Origin of the sequence: Escherichia sp. MOD1-EC6098 (assembly GCF_002965865.1) — a bacterium.
In the GTDB taxonomy this organism is placed as follows: domain Bacteria; phylum Pseudomonadota; class Gammaproteobacteria; order Enterobacterales; family Enterobacteriaceae; genus Escherichia; species Escherichia marmotae.
In genome coordinates, this window is the sequence record NZ_PTSN01000003.1 from 243,154 (window position 1) to 269,876 (window position 26,723).

General features: G+C 49.3%; 28 protein-coding genes. 21 read left to right on the plus strand and 7 right to left on the minus strand.

What is annotated here, in order from left to right; translation table 11 throughout:
• Window positions 1-258 precede the first annotated feature (258 nt).
• Both ydcF and aldA read left to right on the plus strand, forming a co-directional pair.
• Window positions 259-1,059, plus strand: coding sequence for a DUF218 domain-containing protein YdcF (gene ydcF / locus C0K55_RS05765; RefSeq protein ID WP_105265999.1), 801 nt, complete (start codon window positions 259-261; stop codon window positions 1,057-1,059).
• 195 nt (window positions 1,060-1,254) lie between these two features.
• Window positions 1,255-2,694: an aldehyde dehydrogenase gene (gene aldA / locus C0K55_RS05770; protein ID WP_000115909.1), complete on the plus strand. Its 1,440-nt coding sequence runs from the start codon at window positions 1,255-1,257 to the stop codon at window positions 2,692-2,694.
• A gap of 41 nt (window positions 2,695-2,735) precedes the next feature.
• On the opposite strand, the gene gap is transcribed toward aldA, so the two are convergent.
• Window positions 2,736-3,737, minus strand: coding sequence for a type I glyceraldehyde-3-phosphate dehydrogenase (gap, locus tag C0K55_RS05775; protein ID WP_000048676.1), 1,002 nt, complete (start codon window positions 3,735-3,737; stop codon window positions 2,736-2,738).
• 188 nt (window positions 3,738-3,925) lie between these two features.
• Between gap and cybB the strand changes: the two genes are divergently transcribed.
• Both cybB and C0K55_RS05785 read left to right on the plus strand, forming a co-directional pair.
• Window positions 3,926-4,456, plus strand: coding sequence for a cytochrome b561 (gene cybB, locus C0K55_RS05780; RefSeq protein ID WP_000428995.1), 531 nt, complete (start codon window positions 3,926-3,928; stop codon window positions 4,454-4,456).
• A 279-nt stretch (window positions 4,457-4,735) separates the two neighbouring features.
• Window positions 4,736-4,909 (plus strand): hypothetical protein, encoded by a 174-nt coding sequence (locus C0K55_RS05785; RefSeq protein ID WP_000736410.1) that lies wholly within the window; start codon window positions 4,736-4,738, stop codon window positions 4,907-4,909.
• 72 nt (window positions 4,910-4,981) lie between these two features.
• On the opposite strand, the gene C0K55_RS05790 is transcribed toward C0K55_RS05785, so the two are convergent.
• Entirely contained in the window at window positions 4,982-5,098 is a 117-nt protein-coding gene (locus C0K55_RS05790; protein WP_233476860.1) for a Hok/Gef family protein, read from the minus strand.
• Window positions 5,043-5,186, minus strand: coding sequence for a hypothetical protein (locus C0K55_RS26500; RefSeq protein ID WP_228929205.1), 144 nt, complete (start codon window positions 5,184-5,186; stop codon window positions 5,043-5,045). The genes C0K55_RS05790 and C0K55_RS26500 overlap by 56 nt, the downstream gene beginning before the upstream one ends.
• Window positions 5,187-5,385: 199 nt before the next feature.
• On the opposite strand from C0K55_RS26500, the gene C0K55_RS05795 reads away from it, so the two are divergent.
• Window positions 5,386-7,026 (plus strand): methyl-accepting chemotaxis protein, encoded by a 1,641-nt coding sequence (locus C0K55_RS05795; RefSeq protein ID WP_001098610.1) that lies wholly within the window; start codon window positions 5,386-5,388, stop codon window positions 7,024-7,026.
• A gap of 37 nt (window positions 7,027-7,063) precedes the next feature.
• On the opposite strand, the gene C0K55_RS05800 is transcribed toward C0K55_RS05795, so the two are convergent.
• Window positions 7,064-7,987: a LysR substrate-binding domain-containing protein gene (locus C0K55_RS05800; protein WP_105266000.1), complete on the minus strand. Its 924-nt coding sequence runs from the start codon at window positions 7,985-7,987 to the stop codon at window positions 7,064-7,066.
• A 216-nt stretch (window positions 7,988-8,203) separates the two neighbouring features.
• On the opposite strand from C0K55_RS05800, the gene hglS reads away from it, so the two are divergent.
• The 4 genes from hglS to rimL all read left to right on the plus strand — a co-directional run bounded on the left by hglS (window position 8,204) and on the right by rimL (window position 12,381).
• Window positions 8,204-9,547: a 2-oxoadipate dioxygenase/decarboxylase HglS gene (hglS, locus tag C0K55_RS05805; protein WP_000013743.1), complete on the plus strand. Its 1,344-nt coding sequence runs from the start codon at window positions 8,204-8,206 to the stop codon at window positions 9,545-9,547.
• A gap of 225 nt (window positions 9,548-9,772) precedes the next feature.
• Window positions 9,773-11,428: a glucan biosynthesis protein OpgD gene (gene opgD / locus C0K55_RS05815; RefSeq protein WP_061090526.1), complete on the plus strand. Its 1,656-nt coding sequence runs from the start codon at window positions 9,773-9,775 to the stop codon at window positions 11,426-11,428.
• Between the two features lie 140 nt (window positions 11,429-11,568).
• Entirely contained in the window at window positions 11,569-11,793 is a 225-nt protein-coding gene (locus tag C0K55_RS05825) for a YdcH family protein (protein ID WP_001516426.1), read from the plus strand.
• Between the two features lie 48 nt (window positions 11,794-11,841).
• Window positions 11,842-12,381: a 50S ribosomal protein L7/L12-serine acetyltransferase gene (rimL, locus tag C0K55_RS05830; RefSeq protein WP_001516425.1), complete on the plus strand. Its 540-nt coding sequence runs from the start codon at window positions 11,842-11,844 to the stop codon at window positions 12,379-12,381.
• On the opposite strand, the gene ydcK is transcribed toward rimL, so the two are convergent.
• A complete protein-coding gene (gene ydcK, locus C0K55_RS05835) occupies window positions 12,373-13,353 on the minus strand; it encodes a YdcK family protein (protein ID WP_105266001.1) in 981 nt (326 codons plus the stop codon). The two genes, rimL and ydcK, sit on opposite strands and share 9 nt — an antisense overlap.
• A gap of 123 nt (window positions 13,354-13,476) precedes the next feature.
• Between ydcK and tehA the strand changes: the two genes are divergently transcribed.
• The 3 genes from tehA (at window position 13,477) to C0K55_RS05850 (ending at window position 16,030) form a co-directional block, all read left to right on the plus strand.
• On the plus strand, window positions 13,477-14,469 hold the full coding sequence (gene tehA, locus C0K55_RS05840; RefSeq protein ID WP_024191883.1) for a dicarboxylate transporter/tellurite-resistance protein TehA: 993 nt from the start codon (window positions 13,477-13,479) through the stop codon (window positions 14,467-14,469).
• Window positions 14,466-15,059, plus strand: a complete 594-nt coding sequence (tehB, locus tag C0K55_RS05845; RefSeq protein ID WP_000586710.1) for a tellurite resistance methyltransferase TehB — start codon at window positions 14,466-14,468, stop codon at window positions 15,057-15,059. The genes tehA and tehB overlap by 4 nt, the downstream gene beginning before the upstream one ends.
• 302 nt (window positions 15,060-15,361) lie before the next feature.
• On the plus strand, window positions 15,362-16,030 hold the full coding sequence (locus C0K55_RS05850) for a DUF3313 domain-containing protein (protein WP_001261035.1): 669 nt from the start codon (window positions 15,362-15,364) through the stop codon (window positions 16,028-16,030).
• A 34-nt stretch (window positions 16,031-16,064) separates the two neighbouring features.
• Here the strand turns inward: C0K55_RS05850 and C0K55_RS05855 are convergent, their stop codons facing one another.
• Window positions 16,065-17,276, minus strand: a complete 1,212-nt coding sequence (locus C0K55_RS05855; protein ID WP_105266767.1) for a benzoate/H(+) symporter BenE family transporter — start codon at window positions 17,274-17,276, stop codon at window positions 16,065-16,067.
• Window positions 17,277-17,328: 52 nt separating this feature from the next.
• Between C0K55_RS05855 and C0K55_RS05860 the strand changes: the two genes are divergently transcribed.
• Window positions 17,329-17,865 carry a helix-turn-helix domain-containing protein gene (locus C0K55_RS05860; RefSeq protein ID WP_000429073.1) on the plus strand — a complete coding sequence of 179 codons (537 nt, stop codon included), beginning with the start codon at window positions 17,329-17,331 and terminating at the stop codon, window positions 17,863-17,865.
• Window positions 17,866-17,937: 72 nt separating this feature from the next.
• Window positions 17,938-19,899, plus strand: a complete 1,962-nt coding sequence (rlhA, locus tag C0K55_RS05865) for a 23S rRNA 5-hydroxycytidine C2501 synthase (protein ID WP_105224594.1) — start codon at window positions 17,938-17,940, stop codon at window positions 19,897-19,899.
• Window positions 19,900-19,992: 93 nt separating this feature from the next.
• Here rlhA and C0K55_RS05870 read toward each other — a convergent pair whose 3' ends face one another.
• Window positions 19,993-20,223 (minus strand): DUF2554 family protein, encoded by a 231-nt coding sequence (locus C0K55_RS05870; RefSeq protein ID WP_000494240.1) that lies wholly within the window; start codon window positions 20,221-20,223, stop codon window positions 19,993-19,995.
• Window positions 20,224-20,444: 221 nt separating this feature from the next.
• On the opposite strand from C0K55_RS05870, the gene hicA reads away from it, so the two are divergent.
• The 7 genes from hicA to C0K55_RS05905 all read left to right on the plus strand — a co-directional run bounded on the left by hicA (window position 20,445) and on the right by C0K55_RS05905 (window position 26,712).
• Entirely contained in the window at window positions 20,445-20,621 is a 177-nt protein-coding gene (hicA, locus tag C0K55_RS05875; protein WP_000813795.1) for a type II toxin-antitoxin system mRNA interferase toxin HicA, read from the plus strand.
• A gap of 45 nt (window positions 20,622-20,666) precedes the next feature.
• Window positions 20,667-21,083, plus strand: a complete 417-nt coding sequence (gene hicB, locus C0K55_RS05880) for a type II toxin-antitoxin system antitoxin HicB (RefSeq protein WP_077627724.1) — start codon at window positions 20,667-20,669, stop codon at window positions 21,081-21,083.
• Window positions 21,084-21,161: 78 nt separating this feature from the next.
• Window positions 21,162-22,571 (plus strand): aminotransferase-like domain-containing protein, encoded by a 1,410-nt coding sequence (locus C0K55_RS05885; protein ID WP_061091001.1) that lies wholly within the window; start codon window positions 21,162-21,164, stop codon window positions 22,569-22,571.
• A gap of 238 nt (window positions 22,572-22,809) precedes the next feature.
• Complete coding sequence (ydcS, locus tag C0K55_RS05890) at window positions 22,810-23,955, plus strand: putative ABC transporter substrate-binding protein YdcS (RefSeq protein WP_000047463.1); 1,146 nt, start codon at window positions 22,810-22,812, stop codon at window positions 23,953-23,955.
• Window positions 23,956-23,972: 17 nt separating this feature from the next.
• Complete coding sequence (locus C0K55_RS05895) at window positions 23,973-24,986, plus strand: ABC transporter ATP-binding protein (protein ID WP_001516418.1); 1,014 nt, start codon at window positions 23,973-23,975, stop codon at window positions 24,984-24,986.
• Window positions 24,987-25,928, plus strand: coding sequence for an ABC transporter permease (locus C0K55_RS05900; RefSeq protein WP_105266763.1), 942 nt, complete (start codon window positions 24,987-24,989; stop codon window positions 25,926-25,928).
• Window positions 25,918-26,712: an ABC transporter permease gene (locus C0K55_RS05905; protein WP_000555487.1), complete on the plus strand. Its 795-nt coding sequence runs from the start codon at window positions 25,918-25,920 to the stop codon at window positions 26,710-26,712. The genes C0K55_RS05900 and C0K55_RS05905 overlap by 11 nt, the downstream gene beginning before the upstream one ends.
• Window positions 26,713-26,723 lie beyond the last annotated feature (11 nt).

Sequence of the window (26,723 nt, forward strand, 5' to 3'; positions counted from 1 at the left end):
TTTGGCTGATGAATCTAAAACCCGGTAAGCGTGTGCTGCCGGGTTTTTTCTTTATAAGATCTGAAGGATTCACTCTATCGCAACATTGAACGATTTTGCTGAATTTTTATCAACAGTCTTTCCTCAAATACAGTATGAGTAAAACAAATATCAGGCTTACGAAGGAGGATAGAGAAAATACAACGTCTTCCTTTCAGAGTGCTCCGCTTCTCATTATTATCTCACGCAGTATTCTTAAGGGAACGAGAAGGAGGGACCATGAACATTAACCCGTTTCCGACGCTTTCAGCGACAACTATAGATGCCATAAACGTTATTGGTCGATGGCTGGCGCAGGATGATTTCTCTGGTGAGATGCCGTATCAGGCTGATTGCGTGATCCTCGCAGGTAACGCTGTTATTCCCACTATCGACGCTGCATGCAAGATTGCCCGCGATCAGCAAATTCCATTACTGATCAGCGGTGGTATCGGTCACTCGACAACCTTTTTATATAGTGCTGTCGCACAGCATCCACATTACAACATCATTCGTACCACGGGCAGGGCAGAAGCCACCATCCTTGCAGATATTGCCCATCAGTTCTGGCATATTCCCCATGAAAAAATCTGGATTGAAGACCAGTCAACGAACTGCGGTGAAAACGCCCGCTTCAGCGTCGCGTTATTGAATCAGGCCACAGAGCGCATTCACACGACTATCGTTGTGCAGGATCCCACCATGCAGCGGCGCACGATGGCGACGTTCCGCCGTATTACTGCTGATAATCCCGATGCACCTCGCTGGTTAAGTTATCCAGGATTCGTACCACAAGTGGGGAATAACGCAGACAGTGTCGCATTTGTTAATCAACTGGAAGGATTATGGCCAGTTGAACGTTATTTATCGCTACTTACTGGTGAGCTACCACGTTTGCGTGATGATAGCGACGGTTATGGCCCCCGCGGACGTGATTTTATCGTTCACGTTGATTTTCCTGTAGAAGTCGCCCAGGCATGGCAGACGCTGAAACACGACGCTGTACTTATTGAAGCGATGGAAAGTCGTTCGCTACGTTAAAAATTGCCCGTTTGTGAAAAACCGTTGGCAAACGGGCATGATTCTTTACTTTTACTTCTGCCTTTTATTCCTTTCACACCTGTTTTTATGAAGCCCTTCACAGATTCGTCCTTCCACGATGCCGTTTCCGCAATGATTGATGTTTATTAACAATATGTTTACTAAATAAAAACACAATAATCACAGGAGTCGCCCATGTCAGTACCCGTTCAACATCCTATGTATATCGATGGACAGTTTGTTACCTGGCATGGAGATGCATGGATTGATGTTGTAAACCCTGCAACAGAGACGGTTATTTCCCGTATTCCTGATGGTCAGGCTGAGGATGCCCGTAAGGCAATCGATGCTGCAGAACGCGCCCAACCAGAATGGGAAGCATTGCCTGCCATTGAGCGCGCCAGTTGGTTACGCAAAATCGCTGCCGGGATCCGCGAACGCGCCAGTGAAATTAGTGCACTGATTGTCGAGGAAGGGGGCAAAGTCCAGCAACTGGCTGAAGTCGAAGTGGCTTTCACGGCGGACTATATTGATTATATGGCGGAGTGGGCGCGGCGCTACGAGGGTGAGATTATTCAAAGCGATCGCCCGGGAGAGAATATTCTTCTTTTTAAACGTGCGCTTGGCGTGACCACCGGTATTCTGCCGTGGAATTTCCCGTTCTTCCTGATTGCCCGCAAAATGGCACCCGCTCTGCTCACCGGCAATACCATCGTCATTAAACCGAGCGAATTTACACCAAATAACGCAATTGCTTTCGCCAAAATCGTCGATGAAATTGGCCTTCCACGCGGCGTGTTTAACCTTGTGCTGGGGCGCGGTGAAACAGTGGGTCAGGAACTGGCGGGTAACCCGAAGGTCGCAATGGTCAGTATGACGGGCAGCGTCGCCGCCGGGGAGAAAATCATGGCAACTGCGGCGAAAAATATCACCAAAGTGTGTCTGGAACTGGGCGGCAAAGCGCCCGCTATTGTGATGGATGACGCTGATATTGAACTGGCAGTCAAAGCCATCGTTGATTCACGAGTCATTAATAGTGGGCAAGTGTGCAACTGTGCTGAACGTGTTTATGTACAGAAAGGCATTTATGATCAGTTTGTTAACCGACTTGGTGAAGCGATGCAGGCGGTGCGGTTTGGCAATCCTTCTGAACGCAACGACATTGCAATGGGGCCATTGATTAACGCCGCGGCGTTGGAAAAGGTTGAGCAGAAAGTGGCTCGTGCTGTAGAAGAGGGCGCGAGAGTGGCGCTTGGTGGCAAAGCGGTAGCGGGGAAAGGGTACTATTATCCGCCGACAATATTGCTGGATGTTCGCCAGGAAATGTCAATTATGCACGAAGAAACCTTTGGCCCGGTGCTGCCTGTTGTCGCTTTCGATACGCTGGAACACGCTATCGCCATGGCTAACGACAGCGATTACGGCCTGACCTCGTCGATTTATACTCAAAATCTGAACGTCGCGATGAAAGCCATCAAAGGGTTGAAGTTCGGTGAAACCTACATCAATCGTGAAAACTTTGAAGCGATGCAAGGTTTCCACGCCGGATGGCGTAAGTCGGGTATTGGCGGTGCGGATGGTAAACATGGTTTGCATGAATACCTGCAAACCCAGGTCGTTTATTTACAGTCGTAATGTGTAAAACAGGCGGAGGCATTTCCCTCCGCCTGTATCTGTCAGAGTTTGGCGAATTTTTCCAGGGTGCGAATAAGCTGGGTGACAAAGCCATATTCGTTGTCGTACCAGGCGACTGTTTTTACCAGTTGCAAATCGCCCACGGCGGTAATTTCCGTTTGGGTGGCATCAAACACCGAACCAAAATGGCTACCAATGATATCGGAAGAGACTATTTCTTCATCGGTATAACCAAATGATTCGTTATTGTTTGTCGCCTTTTTAAGTGCATTGTTCACTTCTTCGGCAGTCACTTTTTTACCGAGAATAGACACCAACTCGGTGACAGAACCCGTTTTTACCGGTACACGCTGTGCATGGCCTTTCAGTTTACCGCTCAGTTCCGGGATCACCAGACCAATAGCTTTTGCTGCGCCCGTTGTATGGGGAATAATATTTTCTGCCGCCGCACGTGAAGCGCGTAGATCTTTACCACGCGGACCATCCACCAGTGACTGGGTGCCGGTATAGGCATGAATCGTCGTCATCGTGCCGACTTCTATTCCAAAATTGTCATGGAGTGCTTTGGCCATCGGCGCAAGACAGTTGGTGGTGCAGGACGCCACGGAAACAATGGTGTCGTTGCCATCCAGCGTGTTGTCATTGACGTTATAAACGATGGTTTTCATTTCACCGGCAGGGGCGGAAATTAACACCTTCTTCGCGCCAGCATCCAGATGTGCCTGCGATTTCTCTGCGGATGTATAAAAGCCGGTACATTCAACAATGATTTCTGCACCTTTCGCTTTCCACGGAATATTTTTCGCCTCTTTTTCGGCGTAAACCGCAATACTTTTGCCATCGACAATAAGTGAATCTTCAGTGAAATCAACGCTCCAGGGGAACGGGCCGTAGTTTGAATCGTGTTTTAGCAAGTAGGCGAGAATTTTCGGGGATGTGAGATCATTAATGGCGACAACATCTATATTGCTTTTGACCTCCAGTAATCGACGCAATACCAGTCGACCGATACGACCAAAACCGTTAATACCAACTTTACTCATGGTTTTCTCCTGTCAGGAACTCGTGGGTGAAAATTAATCCTTTCCAGGCTTAGACCAGGATGGTGGGATGAGCAATCTACATTCTCGCAGTGAAACGTAACCTACTGAAAATGGGTGAACAATATTTAATGAAATTTTGAGAAAAGCTGGTTATGTTAACAATAAATTGTTTTAAATCAGGAAATGTTATGGAAAATAAATACTCAAAGTTACAAATCGGTATTCACTGGCTGGTCTTTTTACTGGTTATCGCAGCTTACTGTGCGATGGAGTTTCGTGGATTTTTCCCGCGAGCCGATCGACCGGTTATCAACATGATCCATGTTTCCTGTGGCATTTCGATTTTCGTACTGATGGTGCTTCGTCTCGTGCTAAGACTGAAATATCCAACGCCACCAATTGTGCCTAAACCAAAGCCAATGATGACGGGGCTTGCGCATCTCGGGCATCTGGTCATTTACTTGCTGTTTATCGCACTGCCGATAATTGGCATGGTGATGATGTATAACCGTGGCAATCCGTGGTTTGCGTTTGGTGTGATGATGCCTCATGCATCAGAGGCCAATTTCGATCTGGTAGATACCTTAAAATCGTGGCATGAAACGCTGGCAAATCTGGGGTATTTCGTTATTGGGTTGCATGCCGCTGCTGCATTGGCGCACCACTATTTCTGGAAGGACAATACGCTTCTGCGCATGATGCCGCGTAAGCGTTCCTGACAACAGTAAAAGAAAACGCCTGTACTAAACCAGACCCGTGGTACAGGCGAAGAATACGGGTCTACATCGGAAGCACCTATTATATTTATTTGTATGACAAATAAAACCAGAATTCGTGTTTATATGTTTGCCTGGCCAATATTTAATCAAATTATCTTTCTATTAAGAGCGTTACTCAATTTCCCCCAATCCAATCTTTGATCTCCCTAAGTGAAATAAAAACTGTCCGGCGTATAACTTTTGTACCGAACATAAGATTCGGCAAACCATGGAGGTTATATGAAGAAGTTGTCATTTATTTTACTGATAGGATTACTGATGTCTTTTTATGCTGATGCAGGGCGAAAACCTTGTTCCGGTTCGAAAGGGGGGATCTCTCACTGCACTGCTGGCGGCAAATTTGTCTGTAACGATGGTTCTATCAGCGCATCGAAAAAAACGTGCACTAACTGAAAAGTAAAAAGGGGTGCCATGAGAAAATGAACCTGCCAGCCAGATACGCGGGGAAAACTCCCTGCGCTGCCCTTACCTGGACGTGCAGGCCATGAGGGCTGCCACCTCCTTTTCACCGTCCCGGAACCGCAGTTCATAGAGCGTTTGTCGGGTCAGGAGTGTGAATGCCAGTATTGTGAAACAAATAATGAGCAGACACGCCACCAGGGGGCGCTTCATAGCCTTTCTCTTTGCCGGATGGCGGGTAAGAGGCTAACATCCGAATTGTGTGGTTCATTCGTTGGCCTCGGTTGATAGCATTATCGATCGGGGCCTTCGTCCTTCTGATTCCCGGTTTCTTCATTCCGGCGGTAATAATCTCTCATCGCAATAATTGTTGTAAAAATGTGATATGAACAGGTTTTTGGCAGTAAGCAATTACCGTCAATTGCCGATGACCCTCTATCGGGAGTAAACCTGGAAGAGAGACCACGGTCATGAATACAACATCCTCACACCGCTCAGGCTTTTTACATCACATCAGATTGGTTCCGTTATTTGCCTGCATTCTTGGCGGCATATTATTTCTTTTTGCTTTGAGTTCAGCCCTGGCTGGATATTTTCTCTGGCAGGCTGACCGCGATCAGCGAGATGTCACCGCCGAGATCCAGATTCGTACGGGGTTAGCAAATAGCTCTGATTTTTTGCGTTCAGCCCGAATCAATATGATTCAGGCCGGGGCGGCGAGTCGGATCGCAGAAATGGAAGAGATGAAAAAAAATATTGCACAAGCAGAATTGCAGATTAAACAGTCGCAGCAAGGTTATCGCGCTTACCAGAATCGCCGTGTGAAAACACGTGATGATGAAGCTCTGGATGCTGAATTAAATCAACGTTTTCAGGCTTATATAACAGGTCTGCAACCCATGTTGAAATATGCCAAAAATGGCATGTTCGAAGCGATTATTAATCATGAAAGTGAGCAGATCCGATCGCTGGATAATGTTTATAGCCAGATTTTAAACAACGCTGTTGAAATACGTAGTGCCAGAGCAAATCACCTGACGGAGCAGGCGCATCAGCGCACTCGACTGGGGGTGATGTTTATGATTGGTGCGTTTGTGCTTGCCCTGGTCATGACGCTGATGACCTTTATGGTTTTGCGTCGGATAGTGATTCGACCTCTGCAGCATGCTGCGCAACGCATTGAACAAATTGCCAGCGGCAATCTGACAATGGCTGACGAACCTTCTGGGCGCAGTGAAATTGGCCGTTTAAGCCGTCATTTGCAGCAAATGCAGCATTCGCTGGTGATGACTGTCGGGACGGTACGTCAGGGGGCGGAGGAGATTTATCGCGGCACCAGCGAAATTTCCGCTGGCAATGCCGACCTTTCTTCGCGCACTGAAGAACAGGCCGCGGCGATTGAACAAACCGCTGCCAGCATGGAGCAACTCACTGTGACAGTGAAACAGAATGCGGATAATGCCCACTACGCAAGCCGTCTGGCGCAAGAGGCTTCCATTAAAGCCAGCGATGGTGGGCAGACGGTCTCCGGCGTGGTGAAAACGATGGGGGATATCTCCAGCAGTTCAAAGAAAATTTCCGAAATTACCGCCGTGATCAACAGTATTGCCTTCCAGACAAATATTCTGGCGCTCAATGCAGCCGTTGAAGCCGCGCGGGCCGGTGAGCAAGGGCGCGGATTTGCTGTCGTTGCCAGTGAAGTGCGTACACTCGCCAGCCGTAGCGCTCAGGCAGCGAAAGAAATTGAAGGCCTGATCAGTGAATCAGTCAGATTAATTGGGCAAGGAGCTAATGAGGTGACGACAGCAGGGAAAACCATGAGTGCCATAATGGACGCTGTGGCGAGCGTCACGCATATCATGCAGGAAATAGCTGCTGCGTCGGATGAGCAAAGCAGGGGCATAACGCAAGTCAGTCAGGCGATTTCTGAAATGGATAAAGTGACGCAACAGAATGCCTCACTGGTGGAAGAGGCTTCTGCGGCGGCGGTATCCCTTGAAGAGCAGGCGGCGCGATTAACTGAAGCGGTAGATGTATTCCGTCTGACGAAACAATCTGCGCCGGCAGCTCAACGAGTGGCGGGGGATTCAGTTAGTCTGGTAACGGCGTGAAAAGATTAAAGAAGGGATCTCAAGATCCCTTTACCTTTCAGAACGGCATTGATTTCCGAATGGCGTTAATCATTAGCTGACAGCCGGAAGAGAGCGTCGCATCTACGCGTGTTAGTATTCCAATAGGTTCGCCAGCACCCTGTCCCGAAACAGGCAGCGCCACCAGCGTGGCATGACGCAGATCGTCTTTTACTGCGCCAGAAGGGACAAACCATACATAGTCATATTCAACCGTAAGCTGACGTGAAAGAGAGGCTGAAAGCGTTTCGATACAACCCGAAGGAATTTTACAACCCTGGCTCTGTACTAGCGCATCTGAATGTTGGCGTGGTGCAGTGCCTTCCGGTGATACGACAACAGGCCATTCAAGTACCCGACTTAGCGTCACGTTTTCCTGCAGGAGTGGGTGATTAGGCCGGACAACCAGTTTCAGTGATTCGAGAAACAGCAATTCATAATTAAGCCCGGTCATCAGTTCAGGATCTGACATCCGGCCAACACCGATATCGATTTCTCCTGTTTTTAATCCGGCCAGAATCATGGTGTTACTCATGGTAGCGACTTGCAGAGTGGTCTCTTTTTGTTGTTGATGAAACTGACCGATAACGGAAGGCAAGATCCCCAGCGCAGCAGTAGGTAATGCACCAACTCTTACAACATCATTGTTAGGTCCTTCTTTACGATTAAGCGCCTGACCAGCGGTGTTGATGGCGTCAAGCACTCTGACTGCATGGGTTAAAAATTGCTCGCCGGGTAAGGTAAGTTGTGCGCCCTGACGTCCACGGTCAAATAAGCGAGCGCCCGTCAATTGCTCCAGTTCATTCAGTGTCTTAGAGAGCGCAGGTTGGCTCAGATTAAGGGTTTCAGCCGCGCGCCCCAAAGTTCCTTGTTGTGCGACAGCTACGAATGTATGAAGGTGGCGCAAACGGATGCGCTGACTAAACAGACTATTTTTTTCCATAAGCGATGTTAAAAACGAAGCGGTGCCGCTGATAAGTGAAGTTGTTTAATTATGATAACCTGATTGCAAAATATTATTAACATTTAAAGCAATTTTGTTACCTTGGAATGTCCAGCTTTGCTGATTTCGCGGGGAGATCACAGTTTGTAAATTCTTCACACCAGAGTGAATGCAGTTACCTACACTCCAGATTATCGACCACTGGAGGCAGATATTATGGCGAACAGCATCACGGCGGATGAGATTCGGGAACAGTTTTCGCAGGCAATGTCTGCCATGTATCAGCAAGAAGTTCCACAGTACGGTACGTTGCTGGAACTGGTAGCTGATGTAAATCTGGCTGTGCTGGAAAACAATCCCCAATTGCATGAAAAAATGGTTAATGCGGATGAGCTGGCGCGACTTAACGTTGAACGTCATGGCGCGATACGTGTGGGAACTGCGCAGGAGCTTGCTACATTACGGCGGATATTCGCCATTATGGGGATGTATCCGGTGAGCTATTACGATCTCTCGCAGGCGGGCGTGCCGGTACATTCCACGGCATTTCGTCCTATCGATGATGCCTCGCTGGCGCGTAATCCTTTCCGGGTTTTTACCTCATTACTTCGCCTTGAGCTTATCGAAAACGAAACCTTACGCCAGAAGGCGGCGGAGATTTTGCATCAGCGCGATATCTTTACCCCGCGTTGTCGACAACTGTTAGATGAATATGATCAGGAAGGTGGCTTTAGCGAAGCACAGGCGCGGGAGTTTGTGCAGGAAGCTCTGGAGACGTTTCGCTGGCATCAGTCGGCAACGGTGGATGAAGAAACATATCGCGCATTGCATAACGAACATCGACTAATTGCTGATGTGGTCTGTTTTCACGGCTGCCATATTAACCACCTGACGCCACGTACCCTGGATATCGACAGAGTTCAGTCGATGATGCCCGAATGCGGTATCGAACCCAAAATTCTGATCGAAGGACCGCCGCGCCGCGAGGTGCCGATTTTACTGCGCCAGACCAGCTTTAAGGCGCTGGAAGAGTCGGTCATGTTTGCAGGGCAAAAGCAGGGGACGCATACCGCGCGCTTTGGCGAGATAGAGCAACGCGGTGTGGCGTTAACGCCGAAAGGACGGCAACTGTATGATGTACTTCTGCGTAATGCCGGAACAGGACAGGATAATCTCACTCACCAACTTCATCTGCAGGAAACCTTTAGTGCCTTTCCGGACAGTGAATTTCTGATGCGACAGCATGGATTGGCATGGTTTCGTTATCGCCTGACGCCGTCGGGTGAGGCACATCGTCGGGCGATTCATCCCGGTGATGATCCTCAACCTTTGATCGAACGTGGTTGGGTCGTAGCGCAACCTATTACTTATGAGGATTTTCTGCCGGTTAGTGCTGCGGGGATCTTCCAGTCGAATCTGGGCAATGAAACGCAAATGCGCAGTCGCGGCAATGCCAGCCGGGAAGCTTTTGAACAGGCGCTGGGGTGTCCGGTGTTTGATGAGTTTCAGCTCTATCAGGAAGCGGAAGAACGCAGTAAACGCCGCTGTGGTTTGCTTTAAAATTCGGTGCATCCGACTTTGCAAAAATTTGCCTGATTTTACAAACGAATCAGGCTCTTCCCATCGACAGAAAAAAAATGCCAATTTGTGCAGATTCTCTGTGTCTAACAATTGGATTATTAATAAATATTGTCTAGAGTGAGCGGTTATAAACAAGCATTTTCTTGCCGCTGAATACGACCAGCGCGGGACCATTCACTACACCAGAAGGACTCACTTTCAGGTATGGATCGTAGACGATTTATTAAAGGTTCAATGGCTATGGCCGCCGTGTGCGGGACTAGCGGCATTGCTTCTCTTTTTTCTCAGGCTGCGTTCGCAGCAGAATCGGACATTGCCGACGGGCAAACCCAGCGTTTTGACTTCTCTATTTTACAGTCAATGGCGCATGATTTAGCGCAAAAAACGTGGCGAGGCGCGCCGCGTCCGTTACCCGATACGCTGGCGACAATGACGCCTCAGGCCTATAACAGCATTCAATACGACGCCGAAAAATCGTTATGGCATAACGTTGAAAATCGCCAGCTTGACGCTCAGTTCTTCCATATGGGAATGGGATTCCGTCGCCGCGTGCGCATGTTCTCTGTCGATCCGGCAACTCATCTGGCGCGCGAAATTCACTTCCGCCCGGAGTTATTCAAATACAACGATGCGGGTGTCGATACCAAACAACTGGAAGGGCAAAGCGATCTCGGCTTTGCGGGGTTCCGAGTGTTTAAAGCGCCAGAACTGGCGCGCCGCGACGTAGTTTCTTTCCTCGGTGCCAGTTATTTCCGTGCTGTTGATGACACTTATCAATATGGTTTGTCGGCGCGTGGTCTTGCGATCGACACTTATACCGACAGCAAAGAAGAGTTCCCCGACTTTACCGCTTTCTGGTTCGATACGGTAAAACCGGGTGCAACCACCTTTACCGTTTATGCGTTGCTCGATAGTGCCAGCATTACCGGTGCCTATAAGTTCACCATCCATTGTGAGAAGAGCCAGGTGATTATGGATGTTGAGAATCACCTGTATGCGCGCAAAGACATTAAACAACTGGGCATTGCGCCGATGACCAGCATGTTCAGTTGTGGTACTAACGAACGTCGGATGTGTGACACCATCCATCCGCAAATCCATGACTCCGACCGTCTTTCCATGTGGCGGGGTAATGGTGAGTGGATCTGCCGTCCGCTGAATAACCCGCAAAAATTGCAGTTCAATGCCTATACCGACAACAACCCCAAAGGGTTTGGTTTATTGCAACTGGATCGCGACTTCTCCCATTATCAGGACATCATGGGCTGGTACAACAAACGCCCAAGTCTGTGGGTGGAGCCACGTAACCAGTGGGGGAAAGGCACTATCGGTTTGATGGAGATCCCGACAACTGGGGAAACGCTGGATAACATTGTCTGTTTCTGGCAACCGGAGAAAGCAATTAAAGCGGGCGACGAACTGGCGTTCCAGTATCGTCTGTACTGGAGTGCGCAACCTCCTGTTCATTGTCCATTAGCGCGAGTTATGGCGACGCGTACCGGCATGGGTGGTTTTCCGGAAGGCTGGGCACCAGGTGAACACTATCCGGAAAAATGGGCGCGTCGTTTCGCCGTCGATTTTGTCGGTGGTGATCTGAAAGCAGCAGCGCCGAAAGGGATTGAACCGGTCATCACGCTTTCCAGTGGTGAAGCGAAGCAAATCGAAATTCTCTACATTGAACCAATAGATGGTTACCGTATTCAGTTTGACTGGTATCCGACCTCGGACTCTACCGAACCGGTTGATATGCGGATGTATCTACGTTGTCAGGGCGATGCCATCAGTGAAACATGGCTGTATCAATATTTCCCACCAGCACCGGATAAACGTCAGTATGTTGACGATCGCGTGATGAATTAATCGTCTTTTCTTCGGCACCTTCTTCCGGAGGGTGCCGTCTGGTTAAACACGATCCTGCTCGCATTTTTCCTTACGTTAAATGAGTAATCTGATGGTGTGTATTTCAGATACACCTTGTCAGCCACTAACAGGGAGTGCGTATGTTTCCAGAATACCGAGATTTGATATCCCGTCTGAAAAACGAAAATCCTCGCTTTATGTCCTTGTTCGATAAACACAATAAACTTGATCATGAAATTGCCAGAAAGGAAGGTTCTGACGGTCGAGGGTACAATGCGGAAGTGGTTCGCATGAAAAAACAAAAGTTACAGTTAAAGGATGAGATGCTTAAAATCCTGCAGCAGGAAAGCGTCAAAGAGATGTAAACTTTCTAAGCCGCCAGCAGGGCGGCTTTTTAAACTGATGTAAGGATTATGACCGAGACGATTAAAGTGAGTGAATCACTTGAATTACGTGCCGTTGAAGAAAGACACGTCACACCGCTGTATCAATTAACCTGTAAAAACAAAACCTGGTTACAACAATCGTTAAACTGGCCGCAGTTTGTGCACAGCGAAGAGGACACGCGAAAAACGGTGCAGGGCAATATGATGTTGCATCAACGCGGCTATGCCAAAATGTTCATGATTTTCAAAGAAGATGAACTCGTCGGCGTTATCTCATTTAATCGTATAGAACCGCTGAATAAAACGGCGGAAATCGGCTACTGGCTGGACGAGTCCCATCAGGGACAGGGGATTATTTCTCAGGCGCTGCAGGCGTTTATTCATCATTATGCCCGGATCGGTGAGCTACGACGCTTCGTGATCAAATGTCGGGTGGACAATCCGCAAAGCAACAAGGTAGCCGTGCGTAATGGTTTTACACTGGAAGGTTGTCTGAAACAGGCTGAATTCCTTAACGATGCTTACGATGATGTGAATATATATGCGCGCATTATCGATTCACAATAATCCCGCCAAAGGCGTTCGTGTAATACGTTCCTCGCCGTTAATAACTTTTGGACCACGTACATGAATAGTGTCGCCATCAAAGGCTTCGACGACGGCGTGGTCGGTTATCTCCACATAGTTTTCAATCATTACCGCGCCTGTAATGCAACTGTCACCTTGTATGATAACGTGCTCGTCGAGCAGAATCGGACCACCACGCACAATGGCGTTACCACCAACCAGAACATGATGCTTTAACACACAATTACCTTCTACCGTGGCATGTTCCGCTACCTGGGAACTGTAGTGAAGGGTGGGAATGGCATCTTCTCCTGTCCCGGCAATCACACGTGCATGACCGTAGACTTTCGCACAGTCGCACAGCCAGACGTTGTTTTCTTCATTGCCTTCAATACGGGCAAAATCAAAAACTTCGGCGCGATGCTCAATAAATGCATACCGGACGACGGCATCGCCATAAATTTGCGCCTGATGGACAACTCGCGAGGTGCTAACCCTAGCGCGATCATAAATTTGCAGCAGAAGATGGTGGTCGGGCGTTAGCCCTTGCGTGGCGACGATCATTGAATGTTGATCGATACAGGCATGACCAAAAATTCTACACTGACCACATATTAATGAGTCTTTAATCGTGACGTTGTCACTTATATGTGCTCCCTGGCTGATTTCACTATTATCGATCCAGGTGTTATCCGTTGCGTAGACCTCCCCCCGCAGCACGCAACTACCGGTGATACGCGTATTACCGGAAACAACCGTTCCGCCGAAAGCAATGGTATTCTGGTCGTAAATCCAGCAATTTCCCTCCTGTGCCAGCGCCGTTTCGCTATCGATCCAGCCGCCAGCGGTTCCCGTTATCACATCGTTAAAATCGGCTACGGCAATAATCTGCCGTAATAACACACTCTTTTTATCGCCATCTTCCTGATAACTAAAGGCTCGCTGTTCTTCACTGAGACGATATTTGCGCATAGCGTTTTCCCGCAGGTGACTTACTATAACCGTAGCAAATTCTGCGACTCTGGCTATGTTTGAGAAATTTCCATAAAATGCATTTCAAATATACTTTATAAATTAAACAAAATGAGTAAGAAGATACAGAGCGATAAAGTGCTCAATTTACCGGCTGGCTACTTTGGCATTGTGTTGGGAACGATAGGGATGGGGTTTGCCTGGCGCTATGCCAGCCAGGTTTGGCAGGTCAGTCACTGGTTAGGTGATGGTCTGGTGATCCTGGCGATGATCATTTGGGGATTACTGACCACGGCATTTATCACCCGGCTGGTGCGCTTTCCGCACAGTGTGCTGGCAGAAGTGCGCCATCCGGTGATGAGCAGTTTTGTTAGTTTGTTTCCGGCAACGACGATGCTGGTAGCAATTGGTTTCGTGCCGTGGTATCGCCCGTTGGCAGTGTGTCTGTTCAGCGTTGGCGTAGTGATTCAACTGGTTTACGCCGCCTGGCAAACTGCCGGATTATGGCGCGGTTCTCACCCTGAAGAAGCGACGACACCGGGGCTTTATTTGCCGACTGTTGCCAATAACTTTATCAGCGCAATGGCCTGTGGTGCGTTAGGTTACACTGATGCCGGTCTGGTTTTTTTAGGCGCTGGCGTCTTCTCCTGGTTGAGTCTTGAACCGGTGATCCTTCAACGGCTGCGTAGTTCGGGTGAGTTACCCACGGCGCTGCGGACATCGCTCGGTATTCAGCTTGCCCCTGCGCTGGTCGCTTGTAGCGCCTGGTTAAGCGTTAACGGTGGCGAGGGTGACACACTGGCGAAAATGCTTTTCGGTTATGGGCTGCTGCAACTACTGTTCATGTTGCGCCTGATGCCGTGGTATCTCTCGCAACCGTTTAATGCCTCATTCTGGAGTTTCTCGTTCGGCGTATCCGCGCTGGCAACTACCGGTTTGCATCTGGGTAGCGGCAGCGATAATGGTTTTTTCCATACGCTGGCGGTGCCGCTATTTATCTTTACCAATTTTATTATCGCATTACTGCTCATCCGTACTTTCGCGCTTCTGATGCAGGGGAAATTATTAATCAGAACTGAGCGCGCCGTTTTAATGAAATCCGAGGACAAAGAATGATCATTCGTGATGAAAACTACTTTACTGATAAATATGAATTAACCCGCACACATTCCGAAGTTCTGGAAGCCGTGAAAGTGGTTAAACCGGGTAAAACGCTGGATCTGGGCTGTGGCAATGGTCGTAATAGCCTTTACCTTGCAGCTAATGGTTTTGATGTTGACGCATGGGATAAAAATGCTATGAGCATTGCCAACGTTGAGCGCATTAAAACCATTGAAAATCTGGAAAATTTACGTACTCAGGTTGTCGATCTGAATAGCCTCACGTTTGATGGACAATACGATTTTATTCTTTCTACTGTGGTGCTGATGTTCCTGGAGGCGAAAACCATCCCAGGGCTGATTGCGAATATGCAGCGCTGCACAAAACCCGGCGGTTACAACCTGATTGTGGCGGCAATGGATACCGCTGATTTCCCATGTACTGTCGGCTTCCCATTTGCCTTCAAAGAGGGGGAGTTGCGTCGATATTACGAAGGCTGGGAGATGCTGAAATACAATGAAGACGTTGGTGAACTACACCGAACCGACGCCAACGGTAATCGTATTAAACTACGTTTTGCTACTATGTTGGCGCGCAAAAAATAATCAGAAAAGGACAATGCGTATGGAAATGCTTCGCGTAGAGATGATTAACGGCTGTTCTTTTCGGTAGGCATGTTTTTTATCAATATGGTGTGAAATAAATCACAAGAAGCGAAGTTTTTTATTAGCTTAACATCCTGAAGATTAACAACTGATGATTGACTCAGCCCCTTTTTCGTCATTGACTATATTGTCAGAAAAGGGGCTGGAAAATTTATTTTCAACAACACTTTTTTTGCCACAACACGAAGCGGCGCTTTTTGCTATAACTTAAAAAGTAATATAATTATCTCAGGAAATTATTCATGCGTACCACATCGATTGCGAAAGTTGCGGCTTTATGCGGTTTGTTGGCTCTGTCTGGTTGTGCCTCTAAAATCACCCAGCCGGATAAATATTCTGGTTTTTTAAACAATTACTCCAACCTTCAAGAAACAACGTCAGCAACGGGCAAACCGGTATTGCGCTGGGTTGATCCAAATTTTGATCAAAGCAAATATGACAGCATTGTCTGGAATCCGATCACCTATTACCCAGTGCCAAAAGCCTCTACCCAGGTAGGGCAGAAAGTTCTGGATAAAATTTTGAGCTATACCAACACCGAAATGAAAGAAGCGATTGCGCAGCGTAAACCACTGGTGACTACCGCTGGCCCACGTAGTCTGATTTTCCGTGGTGCTATTACCGGTGTTGATACCAGCAAAGAAGGGTTACAGTTCTATGAAGTTGTTCCTGTCGCATTAGTTGTTGCGGGGACGCAAATGGCGACGGGTCACCGTACCATGGATACCCGTTTGTACTTTGAAGGTGAGCTGATTGACGCGGCTACCAACAAACCGGTGATTAAAGTGGTTCGCCAGGGCGAAGGTAAAGACCTGAATAACGAAAGTACACCAATGGCTTTCGAAAACATTAAGCAAGTTATTGATGACATGGCGACTGATGCCACCATGTTTGACGTTAACAAAAAGTAATACCAGTCGCGCCATCGTAAGATGGCGCTTCTTATTATCGGTTTCTACCAGCCATTAAATTCAACATCACGTAACAGACGCCACCGGCAATTAATCCCCAAAACGCTGAACCAATCCCAACCAATGTCAGTCCGCTCGCTGTTACCAGAAATGCTACCACAGCAGCGTCGCGCTCACGTTCATTATGCAACGCCTGATACAAACTGCCGCCAATGGTACTTAACAGCGCCAGACCCGCCAGCATCTGGATCCAACTTACGGGCAGGGTAGCCATCATGCCCGTAATGGCACTGCCAAATAAACCCGCCAGTAAATAAAAGACGCCAGCCGCGGCGGCGGCCAGCCAACGGTGATCTTTGTCCGGGTGCGCTTCCGGGCTTTGGCAAATAGCAGCAGTAATTGCCGCAATCCCTACGGAATAAACGCCAAACGGAGAAAATAGAAGTGCCAGTAGTCCAGTAAAGACAATCAGCGGCGAAACGGGAACCGAATATCCAGCCGCTTTCATCGCTGCAATCCCCGGCGCGTTTTGCGACGCCATCGTCACCAGAAAAAGTGGTAGCGCAACACTTAAACTGTGAGAAAACGAAAATTCTGGATCGATATAAGCAGGAAGAACGGGTTTAAAAACAACATTTTTTGTGACAACGTCACCTTGCAGTATTACCACAAAAATTCCGACAACCATAGCCGCGATTACGGCATAACGTGGCGCAAAAGCCTTCGTCGCCAGCCAGACCAGCAACATACTTCCGCACAACGTAAACTGACCATCCAGGCTGGCAAACGCCTGTAAACCAAAGCGTAATAAAATCCCGGCCAGCATCGCTGCTGCAAGAGAATGCGGAATAATGCGCATCAGGCGGGCAAATAATCCCGTCACACCACAGAGGACAATCAACGCGTTCGTGACCATAAAAACGCCGATGGCTTCGTTAAGCGTGAGTCCCTGCAACCCTGTTACTAACAAAGCCGCGCCAGGCGTTGACCATGCGGTCAGAACCGGCACGCGATACCACAATGTCAGGGCAAGAGTACTGAACCCCATTGCCAGTCCCAGTGCCGTCATCCAACCGGAGATTTGCGCAGTGGTGGCACCCGCGACAATCGCTGCCTGCCATATTATTGCCGCCGAACTGGCGTAGCCGATCAATACCGCCAGAAATCCCGCCAGTAATGTAGGGGGAGGAACAGAAAACAGACGCATAATCACCTCGTGCGTTATAGCGGACAGGCACCGTAGCATTTGTCCGTTATAACGCACAAGTGATAAACTCCTGTTTTGCAGGAGGAGTCGCATGGAAAATCTCGCTCACTATTTATCCGCCACGCTTAAATATCTTCGTCAGCAACGAGGCTGGAGTCTTTCTCGACTGGCAGAAGTTACGGGCGTTTCTAAAGCGATGTTAGGGCAGATTGAACGTAATGAATCCAGCCCGACGGTCGCGACATTATGGAAAATCGCCACCGGAATGAACGTGCCGTTTTCGACGTTTATTTCGCCGCCGCAGAACGCTATACCATCAGTTTATGATCCACAACAGCAGGCGATGGTGATCACCTCGTTGTTTCCTTATGATCCACAACTCTGCTTTGAACACTTTTCGATCCTGATGGCTCCTGGCGCAATAAGTGAATCGACGCCACACGAAAAGGGGGTGATTGAACATGTCGTCGTCATCGAAGGGCAGCTTGAACTGTGCGTTGATGGCGCGTGGCATAGTCTTAATCGTGGAGAAGGCATCCGTTTTGCCGCCGATGTCGCTCATGCCTATTGCAACCGTGACGAGCAAAGCGTGCATTTTCATTCCCTCATTCATTACCCTCGTAGTTAAACAGGAAAACTATTTCGCAACGTCACGCTTGTGGCTAAAATAGCCGCCATTTTTCAGCTACTGGATAAGAAAGTGACCGTATCTTCTCATCGCCTTGAACTGTTAAGCCCGGCACGCGATGCCGCCATTGCCCGCGAAGCTATTTTGCACGGTGCCGATGCTGTTTACATCGGTGGCCCTGGTTTTGGTGCCCGTCATAACGCCAGTAATAGCCTGAAAGATATTGCCGAACTGGTGCCATTTGCTCATCGTTATGGCGCAAAAATTTTCGTCACCCTTAATACCATTTTGCATGACGAAGAACTGGAACCGGCGCAGCGGTTGATTACCGATCTTTATCAGACCGGCGTTGATGCACTGATTGTGCAGGATATGGGGATTCTGGAACTTGATATCCCACCGATTGAACTGCACGCCAGCACGCAGTGTGATATTCGCACGGTGGAAAAAGCGAAGTTCCTCTCTGACGTTGGCTTTACGCAGATCGTATTGGCGCGTGAGCTTAACCTGGAACAGATCCGCGCGATTCATCAGGCCACAGACGCGACCATTGAGTTCTTTATTCATGGTGCACTGTGCGTGGCATATTCCGGTCAGTGCTACATTTCTCATGCACAAACGGGGCGTAGCGCCAACCGTGGCGATTGCTCACAGGCGTGCCGTTTACCATACACGTTGAAAGACGATCAGGGGCGGGTGGTTTCCTATGAAAAACATCTGCTGTCGATGAAAGATAATGATCAGACTGCCAATCTTGGCGCTCTGATTGATGCTGGTGTGCGCTCCTTCAAGATTGAAGGGCGTTACAAAGATATGAGCTACGTGAAGAATATCACCGCGCATTATCGCCAGAAGCTGGATGCCATTATTGAAGAACGTGGCGATCTGGCACGTGCTTCATCTGGTCGTACCGAGCACTTTTTTGTACCTTCGACGGAAAAAACCTTCCATCGTGGCAGTACAGACTACTTTGTTAACGCGCGTAAAGGCGACATTGGCGCGTTCGATTCCCCGAAATTTATTGGCCTGCCAGTGGGTGAAGTATTGAACGTTGCTAAAGATCATCTCGATGTTGAGGTCACCGAACCGCTGGCTAACGGCGATGGTCTGAACGTAATGATTAAACGTGAAGTCGTCGGCTTTCGTGCCAACACGGTAGAGAAAACGGGGAAAAACCAGTACCGCGTCTGGCCAAATGAGATGCCAGCAGAGCTGCATAAAATTCGTCCACATCATCCGCTTAACCGTAACCTTGACCATAACTGGCAACAGGCGCTGACCAAAACCTCCAGTGAGCGCCGGGTCGCTGTAGATATTGAACTTGGCGGCTGGCAGGAACAACTCATTCTGACGTTAACCAGCGAAGAGGGCGTCAGCATCACTCATACCCTGGATGGGCAATTCGACGAAGCGAATAACGCCGAAAAAGCACTCACCAATCTGAAAGAGGGATTGTCGAAGCTGGGGCAGACTATCTATTACGCTCGTGATGTACAAATTAACTTGCCGGGGGCGCTGTTTGTGCCAAACAGCCTGTTAAATCAGTTCCGTCGTGAAGCCGCCGAAATGCTGGATGCCGCGCGTCTTGCCAGTTACCAGCGCGGCAGCCGTAAACCGGTTGCTGATCCTGCGCCGGTTTATCCGCAAACGCATCTGAGTTTCCTCGCGAATGTTTACAACCAGAAAGCGCGTGAATTTTATCATCGCTATGGTGTGCAACTGATTGATGCGGCGTATGAGGCACATGAAGAGAAGGGCGAGGTTCCGGTGATGATCACCAAGCATTGTCTGCGCTTTGCTTTCAATCTGTGTCCGAAGCAGGCGAAAGGCAATATCAAAAGCTGGAAGGCAACACCAATGCAACTGGTTAACGGCGATGAAGTGTTAACGCTGAAGTTTGATTGCCGTCCATGTGAGATGCACGTCATCGGCAAAATCAAAAATCACATTCTGAAAATGCCGTTACCGGGAAGCGTTGTTGCATCCGTAAGCCCGGATGATCTGCTGAAAACATTGCCGAAGCGGAAAGGATAAACCGCAAGTTTTCAGGGTTATTCACAGCTCATTGAATCTGCATGATATTGTTGGCCGGATAAGGCGTTCACGCCGCATCCGGCAACAAACGACTCAACTCTGACCCGCTTCTGGTTTACGTGATTTTTGCCAGTAAAAATGCTCGCGTAAGCCTTCTGCCGATTCTTCCGCAACGGCGCGCAATTCATCGCTGTCCGCTTCATGGCGCAGTTGATGATCCACATTTTTCACCCATAAAAACTCATGTCCTTTGTGTCCTGCCATTAGTTGCCCGGAGAACAGCGCGCAGGTTAATAAGACTACCGATAACGCCTTCGTAAACATCCCGCCACCTTTTTCTTACCTTTTGCCGCTATGATGCCGACAGTTTCTTGAGGTTATTATTCTGTTTTGCAAATTAGCGCAAAGAAATTCTGGAATCTGCCTTCCTGATTTTGCATTGCATTCTGCCGTTGCGGCGATTAAGTGCTATTTTCGAGCAAATTACACACGGAGGTAAACACTAATGTTTACTTTGTTGATATACTCAGCGGCAGGGAGGCGATGTGAAACAAAGCGAGTTCAGACGTTGGCTCGAATCTCAGGGCGTCGATGTAGCGAATGGCAGCAACCATTTAAAACTCAGGTTTCACGGGAGGCGCAGTGTCATGCCGCGTCACCCCAGCGAAGAGATTAAAGAACCATTGCGTAAAGCAATTCTGAAACAACTCGGTTTGAGTTAATCGCCAATTAAAAAGGTTAATGACATGCGAGAGACAGTCGAAATTATGCGTTATCCCGTCACTCTTACACCCGCGCCGGAAGGCGGTTATATGGTTTCTTTTGTGGATATCCCCGAAGCGTTGACGCAGGGAGAAACGGTCGCTGAAGCGATGGAAGCAGCAAAAGATGCCTTACTGACCGCATTTGATTTTTATTTTGAAGATAACGAACTCATCCCGTTACCTTCGCCATTGAATAACAACGATCACTTTATTGAAGTACCTTTAAGTGTTGCTTCTAAGGTATTGCTGCTAAATGCTTTTTTACAGTCAGAAATCACTCAGCAAGAGTTAGCCAGACGAATTGGCAAACCTAAACAGGAGATTACTCGCCTATTTAATTTGCACCATGCGACAAAAATCGACGCCGTCCAGCTCGCGGCTAAGGCGCTTGGCAAAGAGTTATCGCTGGTGATGGTTTAATTACAGTTAACACAAAGTTGTCATTTTTAACAACTGATATAGACTGCCGGATCACCTGCACACTATAACGATTCAAAAATGAAAAAATACCAGCAACTGGCGGAACAATTACGCGAGCAAATTGCGTCAGGCATCTGGCAGCCCGGCGATCGTCTGCCTTCGTTACGTGAACAGGTGGCGCTTTCTGGCGTGAGCTTTATGACCGTCAGCCATGCCTACCAGTTGCTCGAAAGTCAGGGACATATTATTGCGCGGCCGCAGTCGGGTTATTACGTTGCGCCACAGACAATAAAAATGCAGAAAGCGCCAGTCATTCCGGTCACACGTGATGAAGCTGTCGATATTAATACCTATATTTTTGACATGTTGCAGGCCAGTCGCGATCCGTCGGTAGTGCCGTTTGCCTCAGCCTTTCCCGATCCGCGGCTTTTCCCACTGCAACAATTGAACCGCTCGCTGGCGCAAGTAAGCAAAACCGCCACGGCAATGAGCGTGATCGAAAACCTACCGCCAGGGAATGCCGAGCTTCGCCAGGCTATTGCTCGCCGCTATGCCTTACAGGGTATCACCATTTCGCCTGATGAAATCGTCATTACCGCCGGTGCATTAGAGGCATTAAATCTCGGTTTGCAAGCAGTCACAGAACCGGGCGATTGGGTGATAGTAGAGAATCCTTGTTTCTACGGCGCGTTGCAGGCGCTGGAACGATTACGGCTGAAAGCGTTATCGGTGGCGACGGATGTTAACGAAGGGATTGACCTTCAGGCGCTGGAACTGGCGTTACAGGAGTATCCGGTGAAAGCGTGTTGGTTAATGACTAACAGCCAGAATCCGCTCGGTTTTACCTTAACGCCGCAGAAAAAAGCGCGGTTGGTAGAGTTGCTCAACCAGTACAACGTGATGCTGATTGAAGATGATGTCTACAGCGAGTTGTACTTTGGGCGGGAAAAACCGCTGCCTGCAAAAGCCTGGGATCAATATGATCGTGTGCTGCATTGCTCATCATTCTCTAAATGCCTGGTGCCAGGTTTTCGTATCGGCTGGGTCGCCGCAGGAAAACATGCGCGTAAAATCCAACGATTGCAATTGATGAGTACGCTTTCCACAAGCTCACCGATGCAACTTGCGCTGGTGGATTACCTTTCGACACGCCGCTACGATGCCCATCTGCGTCGTCTACGTCGACAGCTTGCGGAACGCAAACAACGCGCCTGGCAGGCGCTGCTGCGTTATCTGCCTGTGGAAGTCAAAATACACCATAACGACAGTGGTTATTTTCTCTGGCTGGAACTTCCCGAACCGTTAGATGCGGGAGAATTAAGTGTTCAGGCACTGGCACATCACATCAGTATTGCGCCTGGTAAAATGTTTTCTACTGGCGAAAACTGGTCACGTTTTTTTCGTTTTAATACTGCATGGCAGTGGGGAGAACGCGAAGAACAAGCGGTAAAACAATTAGGCAAACTTATTCAAGAGCAGTTGAAATAGATTCCAATTTAATTTCCCTCCGGTTGAGCAATAGGAAATTCGAATAGCTCCAGTATTCCTTAACCCCTTGTCTATACTCCAGAAGATAGCCTCTAAAATTGCGTAATGCGCGTTAGCTCACAACCTGACTAAATATTTTCAGGGGCGAAGGTACGCCTGCAATGCGCCGTCTATGGTTAAACAGGGAGATATTTTTACGGCACGGCTGCTGACAATAATGACAACAGGAGTAAGACCTATGAGCAAGACATTTGCCCGCAGCAGCCTGTGTGCGCTAACCATGACTTTAATGACCGCCCACGCCGCCGAACCCCTCACTAATTTAGATAAACCGGAAGGACGACTGGATATTATCGCCTGGCCGGGATACATCGAACGTGGACAAACCGATAAACAATACGACTGGGTTACGCAATTCGAAAAAGAAACAGGTTGCGCGGTAAATGTGAAAACCGCCGCCACTTCCGATGAAATGGTCAGCCTGATGACCAAAGGCGGTTACGATCTGGTCACGGCGTCCGGTGATGCTTCACTGCGTTTGATTATGGGTAAACGTGTGCAGCCGATTAATACCGCACTGATCCCCAACTGGAAAACACTCGACCCACGCGTAGTAAAGGGCGACTGGTTTAACGTTGGCGGCAAAGTTTATGGCACGCCGTATCAGTGGGGGCCGAACCTGCTGATGTACAACACCAAAACCTTTCCGACGCCACCGGATAGCTGGCAGGTTGTCTTTGTGGAACAGGAACTGCCGGACGGTAAGAGCAATAAAGGCCGCGTACAGGCTTATGACGGCCCTATCTATATTGCCGATGCCGCGCTGTTCGTCAAAGCGACTCAGCCGCAGTTGGGCATCAGCGATCCGTACCAACTGACCGAAGATCAATATCAGGCGGTGCTGAAAGTACTTCGCGATCAACATGGTTTGATCCATCGCTACTGGCATGACACCTCTGTACAAATGAGCGATTTCAAAAATGAAGGCGTGGTAGCTTCCAGCGCATGGCCATATCAGGCCAACGCATTGAAAGGCGAAGGACAACCGATCGCCACCGTCTTCCCTAAAGAGGGCGTCACCGGCTGGGCTGATACCACTATGCTGCATAGCGAAGCAAAACATCCGGTTTGTGCCTACAAATGGATGAACTGGTCATTAACACCAAAAGTGCAGGGTGATGTGGCAGCCTGGTTTGGCTCACTGCCTGTGGTGCCGGAAGGCTGTAAAGCCAGTCCGTTGCTGGGCGATAAAGGCTGTGAAACTAATGGATTTAACTATTTCGACAAAATCGCCTTCTGGAAAACGCCCATCGCAGAAGGGGGAAAATTTGTCCCATATAGCCGCTGGACGCAGGATTACATTGCCATTATGGGCGGCCGCTAACTTCGCTGGGGTGTTTTATGACGTACGCAGTGGAGTTTGACAACGTTTCTCGGTTGTACGGTGACGTGCGCGCGGTAGATGGCGTCAGTATTGCGATAAAAGATGGTGAGTTCTTTTCAATGCTGGGGCCGTCCGGCTCCGGCAAAACCACCTGTCTGCGGCTAATCGCTGGATTCGAACAGCTTTCTGGCGGGGCAATTACTATTTTTGGTAAACCCGCCAGCAATCTGCCACCGTGGGAGCGGGATGTTAATACCGTTTTCCAGGACTACGCGCTGTTTCCCCATATGTCGATTCTCGATAACGTGGCCTACGGGCTGATGGTCAAAGGCGTTGATAAAAAACAGCGTTACATCATGGCGCAAGAGGCGCTGGAAAAAGTGGCGCTTGGTTTCGTGCTGCAACGTAAGCCGTCACAGCTTTCCGGTGGTCAACGCCAGAGGGTCGCCATCGCCAGAGCGTTAGTGAACGAACCGCGCGTGTTGCTACTGGATGAGCCGCTCGGCGCACTGGATCTTAAGCTGCGCGAGCAGATGCAACTGGAGCTGAAAAAGCTGCAACAATCCCTCGGAATCACTTTTATCTTTGTCACCCACGATCAGGGCGAAGCATTATCGATGTCCGATCGCGTGGCGGTTTTCAATAATGGACGTATTGAGCAGGTTGATTCACCGCGCGATCTCTATATGCGTCCGCGTACGCCATTTGTCGCGGGATTTGTCGGGACATCCAACGTTTTTGCGCCGCTGATTGCGGAGAAACTTTGCGGCATGATGGGGAGCTTCGCATTGCGCCCGGAACATATCCGCCTCAATACACCTGGCGAAGTGCAGGCCAATGGCACGATCCAGGCGGTGCAATATCAGGGGGCGACGACTCGTTTTGAACTGAAACTTAGCGGCGGTGAAAAACTGCTGGTCAGTCTGGGCAACATGACGGGCGAAGAACTACCCGCCACGCTCACGCCTGGTCAACAGGTGATGGTTTCCTGGTCCCGCGATGTGATGGTGCCTCTGGTTGAGGAGAGGTGAATGGCGATGAACGTATTGCAGTCACCTGCGCGCCCCGGCATGGGGAAGATGTCGGGTTTTTTCTGGCGTAAACCGGGGCTTGGATTGTTTTTACTGCTGCTTGGCCCGTTGATGTGGTTTGGCATCGTCTATTTCGGCTCGCTGCTGACACTGTTATGGCAGGGGTTTTATACCTTTGATGATTTCACTATGTCGGTAACGCCGGAACTGACGCTGGCGAATATACGCGCACTGTTTAACCCGGCTAATTACGACATCATCATCCGCACACTGACGATGGCAGTGGCGGTGACCATCGCCAGCGCTATTCTGGCCTTTCCGATGGCGTGGTACATGGCGCGCTACACCAGCGGCAAAATGAAAGCGTTTTTTTATATTGCGGTGATGTTACCGATGTGGGCGAGCTACATTGTTAAAGCCTATGCCTGGACGTTATTGCTGGCGAAAGATGGCGTAGCGCAGTGGTTTTTGCAACATCTGGGGCTGGAGCCACTGCTGACGGCGTTCCTGACACTTCCGGCTGTGGGCGGCAATACACTGTCTACTTCCGGGCTGGGGCGTTTTCTGGTGTTTCTTTATATCTGGCTGCCGTTCATGATCCTGCCTGTGCAGGCAGCGCTGGAGCGTTTACCCCCGTCACTGCTGCAGGCATCGGCAGATCTCGGCGCGCGCCCACGGCAAACTTTCCGCTATGTGGTGTTACCGCTGACGATCCCGGGTATTGCCGCAGGTTCTATCTTTACCTTCTCGCTAACGCTGGGCGACTTTATCGTTCCGCAATTGGTGGGGCCGCCGGGGTATTTTATCGGCAACATGGTCTACTCCCAGCAAGGGGCGATTGGCAATATGCCGATGGCTGCAGCTTTCACTCTGGTGCCGATTGTTCTTATCGCACTGTATCTGGCGTTCGTGAAACGCATGGGGGCGTTCGATGCACTCTGAACGCGCACCGTTGTTCCTCAAACTGGCGGCCTGGGGCGGCGTGCTTTTTCTCCATTTTCCCATCTTGATTATCGCCGCCTATGCGTTTAACACCGAGGAAGCCGCATTTAGTTTTCCACCACAAGGCTTGACGCTGCGCTGGTTCAGCATAGCAGCACAGCGTAGCGATATTCTTGATGCCGTGACACTGTCACTTAAAGTGGCGACGCTGGCGACATTCATCGCGCTGGTGTTAGGAACACTGGCGGCCGCGGCGCTCTGGCGGCGTGACTTTTTCGGCAAAAGCGCCATTTCACTGTTACTGCTGTTACCCATTGCATTGCCTGGCATTGTCACTGGTCTCGCACTATTAACGGCCTTTAAAACGATCAATCTGGAGCCAGGCTTTTTCACTATCGTGGTTGGTCATGCGACTTTTTGCGTGGTGGTCGTCTTCAACAATGTCATCGCCCGTTTTCGCCGTACCTCGTGGAGTCTGGTGGAAGCGTCAATGGATCTTGGAGCCAATGGCTGGCAAACCTTCCGCTACGTGGTGTTGCCGAATCTCAGTTCGGCGTTACTGGCGGGGGGAATGCTGGCGTTTGCCTTGTCGTTCGATGAAATCATCGTGACGACTTTTACCGCGGGTCACGAACGGACGTTACCACTGTGGTTGCTCAATCAGCTTGGGCGACCGCGTGATGTACCGGTAACCAACGTTGTGGCACTGCTGGTTATGTTGGTAACAACCTTGCCGATCCTGGGGGCCTGGTGGCTAACCCGTGAAGGCGACAAGGGTCAATAACCACTGAAATG